This window comes from Flavobacterium johnsoniae UW101 (assembly GCF_000016645.1).
GTDB classification, from domain to species: domain Bacteria; phylum Bacteroidota; class Bacteroidia; order Flavobacteriales; family Flavobacteriaceae; genus Flavobacterium; species Flavobacterium johnsoniae.
Genome location: NC_009441.1, coordinates 3,801,089 through 3,818,443, shown reverse-complemented (window position 1 = coordinate 3,818,443; position 17,355 = coordinate 3,801,089). Strand labels below are relative to the sequence as shown.

Below are 17,355 nucleotides of genomic sequence, written 5' to 3'. Positions count from 1 at the left end.
TTGATTTGTTATCTGTAGCTCAAAAATGAAATCATTTAGAACAATTGTTCCCTTAAAAGAATATTAAATAGATTTGAATACTTCATATTTTTAAAATTTAAAGTATTCATTTTTCATGCATATTCAGCTTTAAGACTTGATAGAATAGGCGTGGCGGCTTGTAATAATTTTAATTTTTTATACTGTCTGTTTTTCAAAAAATATTCGACAGTAATAAAGTATATTTGGCAATTAGCAGTTAAGGCAATTAAGCTTTTTAGATATTCTACAGCAATGGAGTTAACAAGTAATGATGAACTTTTTTATACAATTTTTAACTCTGCGGCAAACGGACTTATTGCATTGCAGCCAGTATACAATAAAGAAAAGATTGAAGATTTCTTACTACTGTTCTGTAATTCCCGTATTCAAGAATATTTTGAAGTTGAAGAATGTAAAAACCAGTTTTTTACAGATATTTTCAAACTTTATGATGCAGATATTCTCATCGAAAAATTCACCGAAACTCTAGTAAATAGAAAAAACTCTACTTTTGAAATCAGTTTTGAAATTGGAGAACAATTATATTGGTTTCGCTTTACAGCAGAAGAAAAAAACGGTTTACTAATCGTTACTGTTGAAAACATAACTGAATATAAAACAAAGAGAAACAATCTTATTGCCGCACTAACAGCGATTGAAAAGCAGGAAAGATTTTATAATTCCATTACCAATACCACACCAGATTTGGTGTATGTATTTGACCTTGCATATAATTTTACGTATGCCAACAAAGCTTTGTTGGATATGTGGGGTAAGTCAGCGCAAGATGCTATAGGTAAAGGCTTAAGAGATAACGGTTACGAAGAATGGCACGCAGTGATGCATGAAAGAGAAATAGACGACGTTGTTGCTAATAAAAAAATGATTAGAGGCACCGTATCCTTTCCTCACGCAGAATTAGGACGAAGAGTTTATGACTACATTTTTGCTCCGGTTTTTAATAAGCAGGGAGAAGTAGAAGCGATAGCCGGAACAACACGCGATATTACAGAAATAAAACTGGCGGAAGAACAGCAGTTTTTAGCAAGAAAAAGGATAGAAGAAAGTGAATCCAGACTGCAGTCTATGATTCACCAGACACCTTCGGCTACATTGGTGCTTATGGGAGCAGATTTGGTAATCGAGCAGATTAATAGACAAATGCTTGCTTTAATTGGCCGTGGCGAAGAAATTATAGGCATGCGGTTGATTGATGTTCTTCCGGAATTAAACGGGCAATATGTTTGGACACAGGTGCAGAACGTTTACAATAAAGGAATTCCTTTTGATCAGGCAGAAGTGCTTGTTCAGCATAACCGAACAGGTGAAATGCGCGACTATTATTATAATCTGGCCTATCGTCCTTTAGTTCAGGATGGGGTGATAACAGGAATGATTCAGGTAGCAGAGGATGTGACAGAACAGGTTACGGCAAGAAATAAAATGGAAGAAAGCGAAAAGCGTTTCAGAGCTTTAGTAAATGCTTCTTCAGATTTTGTGTATCGTATGAATGCAGACTGGACTGTAATGAGAAGTTTAGAAACACTGGATTCTTATGCATCAGAAGGCGAACCAGTTTCTAATTGGATTAACAGTTATATTCATCCTGATGACCGAAAAAAGGCTTTGAAACTTATATCTGAAGCAATAGATAATAAAAGTATTTTCCAATTAGAACATAGAGTTCTAAATGCAAATGGTACTATTGGCTGGAATTTTTCCAGAGTAGTTCCTATATTAGACGATAATAATACTATCATTGAGTGGTTTGGTGCCGCAAGTGATATTACTTCACAAAAAGAAGTACAGCAGATTATTAATGAAAGTGCAGAAAATTTTCGACAGCTTGCCGATTTGGTACCTCAGATTATATGGACAAGCAGGCCGGATGGTTTTATTGATTATTATAATAAGCGCTGGTACGAGTATACGAATTTGAAAGAAAATGAATATGGTGATTCGAGCTGGATTTCTGTATTACACCCGGATGATGTAGAATTAGTTAAAGATAATTGGTATGAGAGTATCCAATCTGGTAATTTTTATCAGCTTGAATTTCGATTAAAAGATAGTGTTACAGGAGAGTATCGCTGGTTTTTAAGTAAAGCAGTTCCTATCAGGGATGCATCAGGAGCTATTACAAAATGGTTTGGTACATGTACAGATATCCATGAACAAAAAACTGCTACCGAAAAATTAGAAGTCCTGATAAATGAACGCACACGGGAACTACAGCGTTCTAATGAAGACTTGCAGCAGTTTGCTCATGTCGCTTCCCATGATTTAAAAGAACCGGTACGAAAAATAAAAACTTTTATAAGCAGACTTGAAGATAATCTTGAAGGAAAACTCGATGACTCGGCAAAGAAATTCATTGACAGAATACACGTCGCATCAGATCGAATGTTTAACATGATAGAAGGTGTTCTGGCGTATTCTAAAATAAATGCAGATCAACAGAAACCAACAGTAGTGGATCTAAATGAAGTTTTAAAAAATATTGAAACCGATTTAGAAGTTTCTTTACAAAAAACAGGCGGTGAAATCTATTATGATAATCTTCCTGTTCTGGAAGGCGCACAGGTATTATTGTACCAGCTTTTTTACAACCTGATTAATAATTCTATTAAGTTCGCTAAAGACGATGTTCCGGTTAAAGTAAAATTATCCTCAAAAATAATAAAACAACAGGATAATGATTTTGCCGTTATTACTGTAGAAGATAATGGAATTGGTTTTAACGAAAATCAGGCAGAAAGAATATTCGAAACTTTTACAAGACTTAATTCTAAAGATTCTTACGAAGGTACAGGTCTGGGATTATCGCTCTGTAAAAAAATAGTTGAACGCCATGCAGGAACTATAACTGCATCGGGAAGTCCATATAATGGAGCAGTATTTACTATAGTGCTTCCTTTGAAACAAGAAGAAAATGATATTTAAATATGAATAAAAAAATAATTTTGCTGGCTGACGATGACAGGGATGATATAGAAATGTTTTGCGAAGCCTTAGAAATGGTTAATGAAAATGTTATCTGCGAGTGTGCAGAAAACGGTGATCAGGCGTGGCGTATGCTAAACGACAACAATGAAAAACCACAGCTTATCTTTCTGGATATTAATATGCCTATTATGAATGGATGGGAATGTCTGAAATTAATAAAAAAAGATGAAAATTATCAGGATATTCCCGTGATCATGATTTCAACATCTTCACATAAAAATGATATGGAGACGGCTTCTAAGCTGGGAGCACTAGGTTATTTTGTAAAACCAAATGATTTTAATGATTTAAAAAGCATGCTCAAAATTATAACTTCTAATGAGGGAACAGATTTAAGTGATGCTTTACATAATCTGCAAAACAGTGGTTCAAAATACATTTTTCATTTGTAAAAGAGTTCAAAACAACCCTTATTTTAAAGTTGATAATAAAAAAAGTATTGCCTGTTTTCCTATAGAAAGATTTCTTTTCTCTTCTATATTTCTTATTTTTAGTATTCTAAAATAAGAAAGCATGATTTTAAGTGTGAAGCGTTTACTGTCCTCTTTGCTTTTATTAGCAGCATTACTGATAAATTCTAATGCAGTTACAGCCCAATTATTGGGTTCAGCAAAAACTACAACAGAAGAACCGGTAAAAGTCCCGGAAGATTCTTTGGGAAGAAGAACACCTCAGGGAACAGTTAATGGATTTATTAAAGCTATTGGCGAGCAGAATTACCTGCGTGCCAGCCAGTATCTTGTACTAAGTAAACGCTCTTACCGAAAAACAACTGAAAGAATACGCATAGTAAAAACATTTCAACAGCTTTTAGATCAGGGCGGTAACCTTTCGCCCTCGTCCATTATAAGCAATAAAGAAACCGGGCGGACAGACGATGATCTGGCAACGGGTGTAGATCTTGTAGGGAATATTTCTACGGGTAAAGAAACCATACAGCTCTACGTAGAAAATCAATCAGATGACAGCCAGCCCGCATTATGGCTTTTCTCTGCCGAAACAGTAGAATCCATACTTTCAGCCGATATTAGAGGAGAAAAAACTTTTTTAGATCGTATACTTCCGCATTATTTAAAGGAACGAAAATTAGGAAACGTTCCTATTGGTCATTGGGCAGTAGTAGTTGTCATGACGATTTTATCCTATTTATTGGCCAGAATATTAATTTTCGTAATAGGTTTTGTGATTCAAAAGCTATGGAAAAAAGCCGATACAGAAAATGGAACAGCAATTATAGAGGCATTGACACTGCCGGTTCACATGTATCTTACCGTAATTTTATTTGTCGCGTTTACACAGCGCATGGGAATTTCCATAGTCGTCCGCCAGCGTTTTAGTATTATTATAATCACCATCGGAATCGTCGCTTTTTTAATACTGCTTTGGAGAATGACCGATTTTGTAAGCATGTTTGCGCGAAGCAGAATGAGCAGGAAAGGCCGAATTTCTGCCATATCAGCGATTTTATTTTTGAGTCGTACTACTAAAGCTGCCATTGTTTTTGTTGGAATTATTGCAATTCTCGGAATTATTGGTGTAGATGTCACAGCAGGACTTGCGGCACTTGGTATTGGAGGTATCGCATTGGCTTTGGGAGCGCAGAAAACTATAGAAAACTTTGTTGGCAGTGTCAGCCTTATTGCAGATCAGCCTTTAAGAGTAGGCGATTACTGCCGGGTTGATGATATTAAAGGAACAGTTGAGTCTATCGGAATGCGGTCTACCACACTTCGTACTTCTGCAAGAACTATTGTAACTATTCCTAACGGACAATTATCGGCCAGTAAAATAGAAAATTTTGCCCATCGCGACCGTTTTATATTTAATCCGATATTTACCTTTAGGATGGAAACAACTCCTGACCAAATGCGTTATCTTTTAGTAGAACTAAGATCTTTGCTGTATGCTCATCCTGCAGTTTTAAATTCTCCGCCTATAGTTCGTTTTACAGGAATAACAGCAGATGCTTTAAAAGTTGAAATTACGGCATATATAGAAGCATTAAATTTTGAAATATCTCAAGAAGTACAAGAAGATATCTTACTTAGAATGATGGATATTATAGAAGCAAGCGGAACATCATTAGCCTATCCGTCTCAAACATTGTATATGGCTCAAGATAGTTCACCCTCAAATGAAAAAGCCGCCGCAGTTGCAGAAACTGTTAAAAAATGGAAAGAAAAAAATGAGTTGCAGCTCCCTAAATTTGACCCTAAACGTGTTGAAGAAATAAAAGACAGTATTAAATACCCAGGAGAAGGCAGTTTTAAGCCAAAAGAAGATTGATTTTTTTGATATGTCTATGTGTATGAAGTAATTAGAATTTGATATAAAAAATGTTTTTTGAAGAATATTTTATAAGATTTTTTGATTCAAAATTTCAAAATATGACATAAAAAGTGTTAAAAATTGCTGTAAACGTCAAGTTTTCAAATATTTATAATATATTTAACACTGCAAACATGGGAATTCTGTAAAATTTGTGCATAATTTTGCAATGTCAAAAAACTTGATAGGAGTCCCAAACTGCTTTTAACTTTAATTTTACTGTCTTAATATGAGAATATTTTTTATGGCACTGCTTTTTTCTTTAAGTTCGTTTACCACTTACAAGACTGCGGACAATAAAGAAATTTTATCTGAACTGGAAATGATAAGACTTACAGAACATGTAAATGAAATTAAAACATTTACTGCTTCAAATCATGGCTACAATAAGAAAATCGCTTTTCTTGTAGATATGAAGATCAAATCAGGTAAAAATCGTTTTTTTGTATACGACTTACAAAACAACCAAATTATCGATCAAGGACTAGTTGCACATGGTTCAGGATCAGAAACCGGAATAAAAGGTGATATTCTTCAATTTAGCAACACCCCAAATTCTAACTGTACATCATTAGGCCGTTATTCTGTTGAAAAACCTTATAAAGGTGTTTTCGGAAAAGCATTCAGATTGAGCGGTATGGATGAAACGAACAGCAATGCTTTAAAAAGAGCTATCGTGCTGCACTGCTACAAAGAAGTTCCAGACGATGAAAAAGAATACTACATAATAAACAGCCACGGCTGCCCAATGGTAAGTGAACTTTTCTTTAAAAGACTTGAAAAAATAATTGACAGCTCAGATTCTAAAATCATGCTTTCAGTTTATTATTAAAAATCAGAGTGCAATTTTTAGCAGAAACTGCTAAAACAAAATATCAAATACAAAGGGAGCTTTTACAGCTCTCTTTTTTTATACATCATTCCGCGTCATTTTTGAAAATTAAATTATTCCTTTTTTTCTAATTCGATATACTTTTAAAGTATCCATCGCTCTTTTAAAACAAGGTTTGTTTAAAACTAAATTTCTGATATCAATTCCAAAAGCTCTATTTCTCATTTCCTTATTTGACAGTGCTTTAGTATCAGAACAATTCGGTCTGTAATTAATTCTAATAGTATTTAAGATTTTGCCTTCTTTAAAAAATTCAATTTGATCTTCAGAACTCGGCATAAGCCAATAACATTCAGGATAACTGTAATCGCCTCTAATTTCATCTATTTTGTTTTTAGAGATAGAACTGAGCAGTTTAATACTGTCGTTTTTAGTAAATAAAATAGTGTCCAGATTTTCTTGTCCGCGATAAAATGTTCTAACTGTTTTATTTTTAAAATCAAAAGCAACACATTTTTCATATTTAAATAAAATTGAAATATCAGTATCTGGTTTCTGTTTTGTATTGCATGAACTAAAAATTAAAGCGATAATAAGTAAGGGTAAAATGGTATTTTTCATGTTGTGAAAATTAATAAATTACTTTTTTGTTTTCAATTATCTTTTCATTTTGAGCAGCTGTTTTATCATTTTGATAGGCTTTTATAAATAGAAATCGAGTTGTCTTTTTTATTATATTGATAATCAATGTATTTTGTTACCCTAAAATGTTTTGGCATATCATTTGTTTTTTATTTTAAAAATAAAAGCAATATAATATTATGAAAGGGAATAAAACCAGAAGTAAAGAGATTACAAAAGTGTATCTATCTAATAAATCTCTGCAGCATAAAAACAGAATCATTAATTTAATGGTATTTACGATAGTTTTCTTTATCGCTCTTTTGCTGATCTCACAAATAGTTTAGCTGTTTTGAGTTTAGCATTTGAATTTCGATAGAGTAGTATTACAAATAGAAATTTTCTAAACTGATATGAAAACTATAAAGCGTAAAAAAGAAACCGCCGTAATTTTGCCTTATGCGGTATCTAAAGAAGCAGTTGATTTTTGTATTGAAACTGCCGGACCTGCTCATACTTTATGGATAAACGAAATTTGTGAAGTAACATTACTGTCAGCCATAGCACGTGGTACAGGTATATCCGGACGTTCACCAGAACTTCTTAAGGAAAAAATGAAAAAGGGAGAAGCTGTTATTGCATTTACAGCAGATGGAAGATGGGCAGGTTTTTCATTTATTTCTTCTTGGGAAAACGGCCGTTATGTTTCAAATTCTGGTTTGATTGTTGCGCCAGATTTCAGGCATACCGGATTAGCGAAAAAAATTAAAAGAAAGATTTTTGAACTTAGTATTCAAAAATATCCTAATGCTAAAATATTCAGCCTTACAACTGGTCTTGCGGTAATGAAAATGAATCATGAACTGGGATTTGAACCTGTAACATATTCAGAACTGCCCGGTGACGAAGAATTTTGGGATAATTGCAAAACCTGTGTCAATTGTCCTATTTTAAAAAGTAAGGACAGAAAAAACTGTTTATGCACTGCAATGCTTTATGATCCAAAAAATATTCAAATATAAAACAGACTCCGTGTTTGCTGTAAAAATTAGTAACAAAATTGATTTTTGATGCGTATATTTGATATAGTAAAAAAAGGAAGCATTTATGAAAAAGCTAGGATTTTTATCATTTGGGCATTGGTCAAATAATCCATCATATCAATCTCGTACAGCTGCTGATACACTGCTTCAATCTATCGATTTAGCAGTAGCTGCAGAACAAATAGGTTTAGACGGAGCTTATTTTCGTGTGCACCATTTTGCGCAGCAGCTCGCATCGCCTTTTCCTTTGCTTTCTGCAATTGGTGCAAAAACAAGCAAAATTGAGATAGGAACAGGTGTAATCGATATGCGGTACGAAAATCCATTGTATATGGTGGAAGACGCTGGCGCGGCCGATTTGATATCTGGAGGACGTTTACAACTGGGAATAAGCAGAGGTTCACCGGAACAGGTTATTGATGGATGGCATTATTTTGGTTACGAACCAATGGCTGGTGAAACTGATGCCGATATGGGACGAAAAAAAGCATTGGATTTTTTAGAAGGACTTAAAGGTGAAGGATTTGCTGAACCTAATCCATATCCAATGTTTCCAAATCCGCCGGGATTGTTACGTGTTGAACCACATTCTGAAGGATTAAGAGAACGAATTTGGTGGGGAGCTGCATCGAATGCAACTGCCGTTTGGGCAGCTGAAAACGGTATGCATCTTCAAAGTTCTACCCTTAAGTACGATGAAAACGGTAAACCCTTTCATGTCCAGCAGGCAGAACAGATTAGATTGTATAAGGAAGCTTGGGAAAAAGCAGGACATCAGCGTGAAGCAAGAGTTTCGGTAAGCCGTTCCATTTTTGCAATAGTTAACGAACAGGACAGGTATTACTTTGGCGGACAAGGCAAAGGAGCTGACAGTTTCGGTTATATCGAACGCGATAAAAGAGCTGTTTTTGGTAAAAGCTACGCAGCCGAACCAGACAAACTAATCGAAGAACTGAGTCAGGACGAAGCGATTAAGGAAGCAGATACATTACTGCTTACAATTCCTAATACTTTGGGTGTAGATTATAATGTACATATTTTGTCTTCAATTTTAGAACATATTGCTCCTGCATTAGGCTGGAGATAGTTTTATAAAAATAAAGTAAAAAGCCCTCTATTTAAATGAGGGCTTTTATTTTATATGCTGCTTAAAATTTGACATTTAATTTCCAAAAATATTGGTAAGCTCATTAGATTTGGATATAAACGGACTATGTACGGAATTAATTGTAATATGGTAATTAACAAAAATAAAACAGACTATATAAGATGCAGACGATATTAGGTGCCAGCGGGCAGATAGGAGAAGAACTTGCAAGAGAACTAAAAAGGAATTTTACTTCAGATATTAGAATTGTAAGCCGAAAAGCTCAAAAAGTTAATGATACTGATACTGTTTTTTCAGCAGATTTAATCAATCGGGAAGAGGCTGTTGAAGCTGTTAAGGGAAGTGAAATTGCTTATTTTACATTGGGACTTCCTATGGATTCTGATTTATGGGAAAAACAATTTTTGCTGATTTTAAAAAATACAATTGAAGCTTGTAAAATAAACAAAACAAAACTCGTATTTTTTGATAACACATATATGTATCCGCAGGATAACAGAGTCCTTACAGAAGATACAGTTTTTGAGCCTGTGGGAAGAAAAGGGAAAATTAGAAAAGAGATGGCTGAAATGGTTTTAAGCGAAATGCAGTCTGGTCAGTTAGAAGCTGTAATTTGCCGTGCACCTGAATTTTATGGACCTGATAAAACACAAAGTATTACGAACACATTAATTTTCAAGGCAGTTAAGGAACATAAAAAGCTAAAAGTACCTTTGAGCGCTACAAAGAAAAGAAGCCTTATTTGGACGCCTGATGCAAGCAGGGCGACAGCATTAATAGGAAATACTCCAGATGCTTTTTATCAAACCTGGCATTTGCCTGTCGATGAAAGTCATCTTAGTTATAAAGAGTTTATTGCATTGGCCTCTAATGTTTATGGCAGAGAGTTAAAATATGCTGTTATTCCTAAGTTTGTATTTAAAATAGGGTCGCTTTTTAATAAAAGAATGAAAGAATTACAGGAACTGCTTCCGAGATATGAACATGATAATATTTTTGATGATTCGAAATTTAGAAAGCGTTTTCCGGATTTTGAAATAACAAATTATAAAAAGGGAATCGAAAGGATTAAAGAGGAGCAGGAAATTAGTAAATAAAAAAAGGAACTGATATTTCAGTTCCTTTTTTATTGCTTTTTAAAAGCTTTATTATTTTCCGCTTGAAGCAGTAATTTTTCCTAATTGAAGTCTAAAATCTGGTCTTTTTGCATTGTATACGTCAACAAAAGTTTCTTTATTATCCGTTTGTGAATAAACGTTAAAGAAAACGCTGTTTCCATACCAGTTTTCTAAATCTGAATTGTCGCTTTTGTTTTCTGCAAAAATGTTACCACTGCATTGGTTGAAAAACATTTCTTCAAATTTGATTTTCTTTAGGTTTTCGGCATTGATTTCAGTTTTGCTGTCAATTAAAACCGCAGGATTAAATCCAGAAACTACACTTCTTTTTAATTCTAAAGAAGCATTTTCAGCAACATACACAGCTTCTTTTACTAAACCAGCCTGAATATCAGCTTTAATTTTTTCACTGTCATTCAACATTGTAATGTTTGTAGCAGAAACAAATGTAGATTTTTTCGTAAAGTCAGTTTCGCTTTTCTTTTCGTATGCTTTAACCTCTAAACATCTAGATCCGTCTTTGTTACTTGATAAGTAAGAAGATCTTACTGCTAACGAGTTATATAAACGACACTGTATACCTTGTGTAAATTTAAAATCATCATTGATTGATTTGTATGAAACTAACTGAGAAGCATTTACATCTCCGCCGTAAAAAGCAAACGAATCACCGCCTGAGTAACTTACCATGATATTTTCTATAACAGTTTTATTACCTACACCTGCGATAGTCAATGCGTTAAAAGTATCAGCACCTTTTACTCTTTTACCAGCAAATTCAATTCTTACAAACTTTAAAACTCCTGAGTTTGATGCTGTATTATTTCCACCATACACAGTAAGAGCAGGATCAAGATCCATGTTGTAAGAGCCAACGCTTCCAAATTTGTTAATTGGAGCATCACCAAGAATTACTAAACCACCCCAGTCTCCAGCTTTTTTCATGCTGCTGTTTGAGGTAAACACAATTGGATCAGTTTCTTGTCCTTCTGCCATTATTTTAGCACCTTTAGTGATGATTAAAGCACCTTTAGTACTTACATCGCCAATAATCGTTGTACCTGGCTCAATAGTCAAAACTGCATTGTTTGTTACATAAACATTTCCCTGAAGAATGTATACGTTTCTTTTCATCAGTTTTGTGTTTTCAGTAATGTTTCCAGCTAAAATTTGATTTGCATCTTTAGATTCGGACTTGTGAGGTTTAAATTCTGTCCAGTTGTCCAGCCAGTTGTTGTAACCAATAATTCCTTTTTCTTGTTGTGCGTTTACGCCGGCAGCTGTCAGCAGTAAACAAATCATTAGAGTAATTTTTTTCATAGTCTTGGGGGCTATTTAGGTATTATACAATTTTTAAACATCTCAGAACGAAGCTTTTATTCAATACAGCTGTTTTTGACCTTCGGCAACCGTTAAGTGAACATTTATTTTAAATAGAACTTTTAAAAAAATATCAGAGTAGGTTTTTCTGCAGTGTTATACACAAATATAATTAAAAAGGTTTACATAGACCTTGATTTTACTGATATTTAACATTTGCTGCAGTAAATTTAATACAGCACATTTTTTTTAATTAGCACTACAGATATTTAACGATGAGTAAAGGTTTTTATTGTGCCGAAAATTCCTAGAATTAACTTTCTTGCAATATCTCTTCTTCTCGTAAAATCAAATTTGCCGATAAAGACCCTTTTATATAATTTTACATGCTATGTATGAAATATTCCAAAAATACCTTGAAGATAAAACTGAACTGACACAGGCAGAATCAGAACGTATACAATCATTTGCTATTATTAAAAAACTTCGTAAAAGACAATATCTGCTTCAGGAAGGAGATGTCTGGAAATATGACGCCTTTATTACTCAGGGTTGCGTTAGAACTTATACCGTAGATGAAAAAGGAAGCGAGCATGTAAACAGTTTTAGTATAGAGAACTGGTGGACAGGCGACAGGGAGAGTTTAATGATGCAGCAGCCGTCACGGTTTAATATAGATGCTATAGAAGATACCGAGCTTGTTCTTTTTACTCATGAGAATTTTGAACTGCTGTGCAGAGAAATTCCCGCGTTTAATAATATGGTCAATACTATTTTGCAAAGAAGTTTTATAGCCGCTCAAAACAGAATTCAGGCTTCACTGACTTTAACAGCCGAAGAAAAGTATTTAAATTTTATAAATAAATACCCGGGATTTGCTTCGAGGATTCCGCAGACCATGATTGCCTCATATCTGGGCATGACACCAGAAACGCTAAGCCGTATTCGAAAACAAACCGCAAAAAAATAATATCATCAGGAGCTTTTAAAGCTCCTTTTTTTATGCCTGCTTCAAACTCTTGATCTAAATCAAGTTTTTACTTATTTCTAATCAATGTACAGGTTTTGCATTCGTCGCAACTTTGTAATGTTCAAAAGAAACAAACATTATAAACATTTAAAAATTAGAAATCATGTCAAAAACAATTTTCATTACAGGAACAAGTACAGGCTTTGGAAAATTAACAGCTTTAACATTAGCAAACGCTGGTCATTCAGTAATTGCAGGAATGCGCAACACAAATGATAAAAATGCCGCAGCCGCAAAAGAACTGGGAGCAGTAGAAAACATTGAAGTAGTAGATATCGATGTTACTGATGATGCATCAGTTAACAAAGCCATCGAAAAAGTAATCACTAAATACGGCAAAATTGATGTATTGATAAACAATGCAGCAGTAAGCGGTTTTGGTCTGCTTGAAGGCTACTCAATCGATCAGGTTCGCAAAATGTTCGATGTAAACGTTTACAGCGTGCTTCGTATGTATCAGGCGGTGCTTCCTTCTATGAGAAAAGAAAGAAACGGACTTGTCATTAATATTACAACCGGAGCAAGCGGACACACACTTCCTTTTATGGTTCCGTATATCGCATCAAAACTTGTAGTAGAAAGTTTTACAGAAGGATTGCAAGATGAACTTGCTGATTACGGAATTGAAAATGTAAGCATCCAGCCTGGAGTTTATCCAACAGAAATGAATAACGGATCGAAAGCGGGTATTTATGCTGATAAAACAGAAATTATAGAACAATACGGCGAAGCTGCAACAGAAAAATTCAACGCATTGGGCACAGCATTATTTGGCAAAATGGCACAGTTCGATATGAATCCGCAGACTATTGCCGATGGTATTCTGGAGTTGGTAAGCATGAAAAAAGGAGAGAGACCGCTTCGTTTTCCGCTTGATGCCATTGCTCAGGGAACTGATAAAGAATTTATAGAAGCCCGTGCTGCTATTAAAGCAAAATGGGTAGCTGCTTACACTAATTAATTTTCCTTTTAAACACATTTAATAATTACAACACATATAAATAATCATGAAAACAATTCATAAAAAATCAAATAAAAAAGTACAGACTTCAGCAGCTGCAATACTTAATTTAATACTGCTTTTTTCAGCTTCAGAAAAAACAGCCGCACAAACTAGTGCAGGAATCGTTGGTATCGATCACGTGGGCATTAATGTGCCGGATCTCAATAAAGCCGTTACATTTTTTAACGATGTACTTAGTTTTACGCCCGTAACACAATTAGGACCAATTCCGCTTGATGCCGACTGGAAAAAATTAAATCATATTAATCCTAATACTGGTGCTGTTACCATAAAAATGATCAATGCAGGAAACGGAGCAAGCATCGAAGTGTTTGAATATGCAGATAACAAAGGAAGTAAAACGCATCCTAATACAGATGATATTGGAGCATCGCATATTGCTTTTTATGTAAATGATATTAATGCCGCAGTGCAGTATTTAAAAAGTAAAGACGTAAAAATAATAGGAGAACCTTTTACAATGCCTTCTGGAGATACAGCAGGAGAAACCTGGGTTTATTTTGAAACACCTTGGGGGTCTAAAATGGAACTGGTTTCATATCCAAACGGAAAAGGATATGAAAAATCACATCCTAAAACTATATTATGGTCGCCAAAAAATGTGTCAGTGAAAAAAGTTTCTCCAGACGATTTCGATTCTAAAAAGAACACGGCAATAGTAGAAAATCATCTTAAAATTTGGAATGAAAAAGACGAAACAAAACGCAAAGCTCTATTAAATCAAGTGTATGCGGTTAATGTTGAAATGGTCGACCGTCATTTTATTGCAGAAGGAATTGAAAATATCAGTAAGTTTATTGTAGAACTTCAAACTAAAAATCCGGATTTCAGGTTTACTGCAAAATCAGTAGAGACAAATCATAACATTGTTCGATTGTACTGGCAGTTTGGTTCAAAAGAAAAACCAGCTGTTGTAAGCGGTATGGATTTGTTTGTAATTGAAAACGGAAAAGTACAGAAATTATACGTTTTTGTAGATCAGAAATAATTGACCCATTCAATTTTATCAGTTTTAAAAAGCCAGCGTACATATCGTCTGGCTTTTTAACTTTAAATCAGGACGCGCCTCTGTTAAAACCTATTGTATCTCTGTAGAGCTGTGAACGTTTTATTGATACCATTCGCGGCTGGCACACTTTTGTAAAAGCTCTTAATATTTTGTAAAAAGAAGAAACCGATGCAATAATTATCGTACATTTATATACCTTAAGATTTGATTTTCATTCGCTTATTTTATTAGTATTTATATGAAGGTACAAGCCATTTCGAATCGGTTTCTTGTTTTTTTTAAAGAAAGAAAAGGCATTTCTTTTCTTCGCGAAAATGATAAAATTATCAGACAATTTATTTTTACTATTTTTTTTATCGGAATTGGAATTTGGTTTATCAAACACGAAAATTCAGAATTAAAAGAAGTAAAAAATGTAATTGCAAATGCCGGCAGTTTCTGGGTTTTATGCGGTGTTATACTCGCTGCTGTTTATATACTGCTTCAGGCATTCATGTATTATGCATCATTTAAGGCTGTACAAAGTAAAATTTCTTTTAAAGATGCTGTGATTTTGTTTCTGAAACGAAATTTTATAAGCGTTTTTCTTCCGGCAGGAGGAATTTCTTCCTTAGCTTTTTTTACGAAACCTATCGAAAAGAAGGGTGTTAAACCCACTCAAATTCATTTTGCGTCAATTGTATACGGTTTCGTTGGAATTCTGTCTGTAATAATAGTGGCAATTCCGGCTTTGTTGTATTCACTTTTTGAAGGAACCACCGGATCAGGAGAATGGTATGCATTTGGGGCCGTTGCAGGATTAAGTCTTATACTGTATTTCATTTATGATTCTGTTTTAAAGAAAGGATCCATCTACAGATTTATCATTAAGTTTTTTCCATCTGCAGAAGTATTTATGGAGGACTTAAGAAACAACAGAATTATAAAAAGTAAATTTCTGCAGGTTGTTTTTTATTCGGTGCTGATTGAGTTTGTTGGAATATCGCATTTGTATGTAGCTATGGTTGCTCTGGGATTTACACCGTCTTTAACTGCAGCGATAATGGGCTATATTATTTCTGTTATTTTCCTGATTGTTTCGCCTTTTCTACGCGGCTTGGGCGCTATAGAAATATCGATGAGTTTTATCTTGATACAGTTTGGTTTTACAAACGTTAATGCTATAGCCATTACTTTTTTATATCGTTTTTTTGAATTTTGGATTCCGCTTCTTGCCGGAGCATCGCTTTTTATATTTAGTGCCAATAAGCTGTTAATGCGTATAGTACCGTCATTCCTTCTTTTTGTTTTAGGATTAATTAATATCATTTCGGTTTTAACACCCGCAATCTCTGAACGTCTGCATGTTTTAGAAAATATAATACCAATCTCGGCTATCAAAGTATCCAATTATTTTGTAATAACCGCCGGATTATTCATGCTTGTTAATGCTGCTTTTCTGCTCAAAGGATTACGAACCGCCTGGTGGTCTGCTATTTTACTGACAAGTATTTCTGTTGTGGGAAACATAACAAAAGCAATCGATTATGAAGAGGCTTTAATTGCTCTTATGGTTTTGGTTAGTCTAATCGTAACAAGAAAAGAATATTACATAAAAAGCAATGCACATTTACAGAGCATAGGTTTAAAAACGGTTTTAATAAGCATTGCAGCTGTTTTAATCTACAGTATTTTAGGGTTTTATTTTCTGGATAAAAAACACTTTAATATTGATTTTGACTGGCTTCAATCTATAAAATACGGGCTGCAGAATTACTTTTTAATGGGAAGCTCAGATTTAGTTCCTTTAGATCGTTTCGCCAAACGTTTTTTACTTTCTATAAACATCTGCGGGTTTTTATCTTTAGGATTTTTGGTTTATGCTTTAGTTCGTCCGTATACAATTAAAAAAGAAGCGGTTGAAGATGACTTCATGACCGCAAATTCTATTTTAGAACAATACGGAGCTTCTGCTTTAGATTATTTTAAAACCTACGACGACAAAACTATTTTTATTACTCAAAACCGAAAAGCATTTTTAGCCTATCGTACAGCCGATAATTTTGCTGTAGTATTAGAAAATCCGGTTGCAGAATCTGCTGCTGAAATGAAGGAATGTATTATAGAATTTGATAAATACTGTTATAACAACGGATTAAGAAGTATTTATTATCGTGTTCCCGAAGAAAATCTGGATGTATTTACTTCTCTGCAAAAGAAAAGTTTGTTTATAGGGCAGGAGGGTGTTGTTGACTTAGCAGCATTTACTTTAGAAGGAAGTGCCAAAAAAACACTGCGTAACGCCATAAACAAAGTGAAAGAAAAAGGATTTAAAACCACCGTTTATACTGCACCAATAAAAGACGGACTGCTGCAAAAAATAAAAGCGGTGAGTGATGAATGGCTTAAAAGTACAGAAAGAAGTGAGCTTGTTTTTTCGCAAGGCAGATTTGAATGGGAAGAATTAAAAAACCAGACCATTATTACGGTTGAAAATCCCGAAGAAAAAATTGTCGCTTTTTTAAACGTAATTCCGGATTATGTCAAAAACGAAGGAACATACGACTTAATTCGCAAAACTGATGATGCACCAAACGGAATCATAGATTTTATTTTGATAGAGTTATTTACGTATTTAAAATCTCAGGAATGTACTGCTGTAAATTTAGGATTAGCAGCTATGAGCGGCATTGAAGAAGCAAATACTTTTCCCGAAAAATCAATGAAGTTTGCCTACGAACGAATTAAATATTTCTCACATTACAAAGGATTAAGAGATTACAAAGAAAAATTCTCTCCCGTATGGTATAATAAATATTTAGTGTATTCTCATGATTATGATTTACTGCAGGCTCCTTTGGTTTTAAACAAAGTAGTCAAACCATAATTTTTAAAATAACAGCATTTAATTGTTCA

13 protein-coding genes are annotated in these 17,355 nt (G+C 34.2%); 11 read left to right on the top strand and 2 right to left on the bottom strand.

Annotated features, from left to right (window positions below):
- Window positions 1-273 precede the first annotated feature (273 nt).
- From FJOH_RS16605 to FJOH_RS16590, 4 genes are all read left to right on the top strand, one after another.
- On the top strand, window positions 274-2,964 hold the full coding sequence (locus tag FJOH_RS16605; RefSeq protein ID WP_012025188.1) for a PAS domain-containing sensor histidine kinase: 2,691 nt from the start codon (window positions 274-276) through the stop codon (window positions 2,962-2,964).
- Between the two features lie 2 nt (window positions 2,965-2,966).
- A complete protein-coding gene (locus FJOH_RS16600) occupies window positions 2,967-3,419 on the top strand; it encodes a response regulator (RefSeq protein ID WP_012025187.1) in 453 nt (150 codons plus the stop codon).
- A 121-nt stretch (window positions 3,420-3,540) separates the two neighbouring features.
- Window positions 3,541-5,313, top strand: a complete 1,773-nt coding sequence (locus FJOH_RS16595; RefSeq protein WP_012025186.1) for a mechanosensitive ion channel family protein — start codon at window positions 3,541-3,543, stop codon at window positions 5,311-5,313.
- 271 nt (window positions 5,314-5,584) lie between these two features.
- A complete protein-coding gene (locus tag FJOH_RS16590) occupies window positions 5,585-6,187 on the top strand; it encodes a murein L,D-transpeptidase catalytic domain-containing protein (RefSeq protein WP_012025185.1) in 603 nt (200 codons plus the stop codon).
- A gap of 108 nt (window positions 6,188-6,295) precedes the next feature.
- Here FJOH_RS16590 and FJOH_RS16585 read toward each other — a convergent pair whose 3' ends face one another.
- The gene (locus FJOH_RS16585; RefSeq protein ID WP_012025184.1) at window positions 6,296-6,808 is read right to left on the bottom strand and encodes a hypothetical protein; all 513 of its coding nucleotides are present in this window, start codon (window positions 6,806-6,808) and stop codon (window positions 6,296-6,298) included.
- A 413-nt stretch (window positions 6,809-7,221) separates the two neighbouring features.
- Between FJOH_RS16585 and FJOH_RS16580 the strand changes: the two genes are divergently transcribed.
- From FJOH_RS16580 to FJOH_RS16570, 3 genes are all read left to right on the top strand, one after another.
- Window positions 7,222-7,830: a GNAT family protein gene (locus FJOH_RS16580; protein ID WP_012025183.1), complete on the top strand. Its 609-nt coding sequence runs from the start codon at window positions 7,222-7,224 to the stop codon at window positions 7,828-7,830.
- 85 nt (window positions 7,831-7,915) lie between these two features.
- The gene (locus tag FJOH_RS16575; RefSeq protein ID WP_012025182.1) at window positions 7,916-8,938 is read left to right on the top strand and encodes an LLM class flavin-dependent oxidoreductase; all 1,023 of its coding nucleotides are present in this window, start codon (window positions 7,916-7,918) and stop codon (window positions 8,936-8,938) included.
- Between the two features lie 182 nt (window positions 8,939-9,120).
- Window positions 9,121-10,056, top strand: coding sequence for an NAD-dependent epimerase/dehydratase family protein (locus FJOH_RS16570; RefSeq protein WP_012025181.1), 936 nt, complete (start codon window positions 9,121-9,123; stop codon window positions 10,054-10,056).
- 51 nt (window positions 10,057-10,107) lie between these two features.
- Here FJOH_RS16570 and FJOH_RS16565 read toward each other — a convergent pair whose 3' ends face one another.
- Window positions 10,108-11,397 carry a hypothetical protein gene (locus FJOH_RS16565; RefSeq protein ID WP_012025180.1) on the bottom strand — a complete coding sequence of 430 codons (1,290 nt, stop codon included), beginning with the start codon at window positions 11,395-11,397 and terminating at the stop codon, window positions 10,108-10,110.
- A gap of 391 nt (window positions 11,398-11,788) precedes the next feature.
- Between FJOH_RS16565 and FJOH_RS16560 the strand changes: the two genes are divergently transcribed.
- The 4 genes from FJOH_RS16560 to mprF all read left to right on the top strand — a co-directional run bounded on the left by FJOH_RS16560 (window position 11,789) and on the right by mprF (window position 17,326).
- Window positions 11,789-12,367, top strand: a complete 579-nt coding sequence (locus FJOH_RS16560; RefSeq protein WP_012025179.1) for a Crp/Fnr family transcriptional regulator — start codon at window positions 11,789-11,791, stop codon at window positions 12,365-12,367.
- A gap of 163 nt (window positions 12,368-12,530) precedes the next feature.
- Window positions 12,531-13,388, top strand: coding sequence for an SDR family oxidoreductase (locus FJOH_RS16555; RefSeq protein ID WP_012025178.1), 858 nt, complete (start codon window positions 12,531-12,533; stop codon window positions 13,386-13,388).
- A gap of 46 nt (window positions 13,389-13,434) precedes the next feature.
- Window positions 13,435-14,439 carry a VOC family protein gene (locus FJOH_RS16550; RefSeq protein ID WP_012025177.1) on the top strand — a complete coding sequence of 335 codons (1,005 nt, stop codon included), beginning with the start codon at window positions 13,435-13,437 and terminating at the stop codon, window positions 14,437-14,439.
- 259 nt (window positions 14,440-14,698) lie between these two features.
- Window positions 14,699-17,326 carry a bifunctional lysylphosphatidylglycerol flippase/synthetase MprF gene (mprF, locus tag FJOH_RS16545; protein ID WP_012025176.1) on the top strand — a complete coding sequence of 876 codons (2,628 nt, stop codon included), beginning with the start codon at window positions 14,699-14,701 and terminating at the stop codon, window positions 17,324-17,326.
- Window positions 17,327-17,355: the final 29 nt, after the last annotated feature.

Excerpts from the sequence above, each read along its gene's own strand:
- FJOH_RS16555 (WP_012025178.1), top strand. The coding sequence starts at position 12,531 with ATGTCAAAAACAATTTTCATTACAGGAACAAGTACAGGCTTTGGAAAA.
- FJOH_RS16580 (WP_012025183.1), top strand. The coding sequence starts at position 7,222 with ATGAAAACTATAAAGCGTAAAAAAGAAACCGCCGTAATTTTGCCTTAT.
- FJOH_RS16600 (WP_012025187.1), top strand. The coding sequence starts at position 2,967 with ATGAATAAAAAAATAATTTTGCTGGCTGACGATGACAGGGATGATATA.
- FJOH_RS16595 (WP_012025186.1), top strand. The coding sequence starts at position 3,541 with ATGATTTTAAGTGTGAAGCGTTTACTGTCCTCTTTGCTTTTATTAGCA.
- FJOH_RS16590 (WP_012025185.1), top strand. The coding sequence starts at position 5,585 with ATGAGAATATTTTTTATGGCACTGCTTTTTTCTTTAAGTTCGTTTACC.
- FJOH_RS16560 (WP_012025179.1), top strand. The coding sequence starts at position 11,789 with ATGTATGAAATATTCCAAAAATACCTTGAAGATAAAACTGAACTGACA.
- FJOH_RS16585 (WP_012025184.1), bottom strand. The coding sequence starts at position 6,808 with ATGAAAAATACCATTTTACCCTTACTTATTATCGCTTTAATTTTTAGT.
- FJOH_RS16550 (WP_012025177.1), top strand. The coding sequence starts at position 13,435 with ATGAAAACAATTCATAAAAAATCAAATAAAAAAGTACAGACTTCAGCA.
- FJOH_RS16570 (WP_012025181.1), top strand. The coding sequence starts at position 9,121 with ATGCAGACGATATTAGGTGCCAGCGGGCAGATAGGAGAAGAACTTGCA.
- FJOH_RS16605 (WP_012025188.1), top strand. The coding sequence starts at position 274 with ATGGAGTTAACAAGTAATGATGAACTTTTTTATACAATTTTTAACTCT.
- FJOH_RS16565 (WP_012025180.1), bottom strand. The coding sequence starts at position 11,397 with ATGAAAAAAATTACTCTAATGATTTGTTTACTGCTGACAGCTGCCGGC.
- FJOH_RS16575 (WP_012025182.1), top strand. The coding sequence starts at position 7,916 with ATGAAAAAGCTAGGATTTTTATCATTTGGGCATTGGTCAAATAATCCA.
- mprF (WP_012025176.1), top strand. The coding sequence starts at position 14,699 with ATGAAGGTACAAGCCATTTCGAATCGGTTTCTTGTTTTTTTTAAAGAA.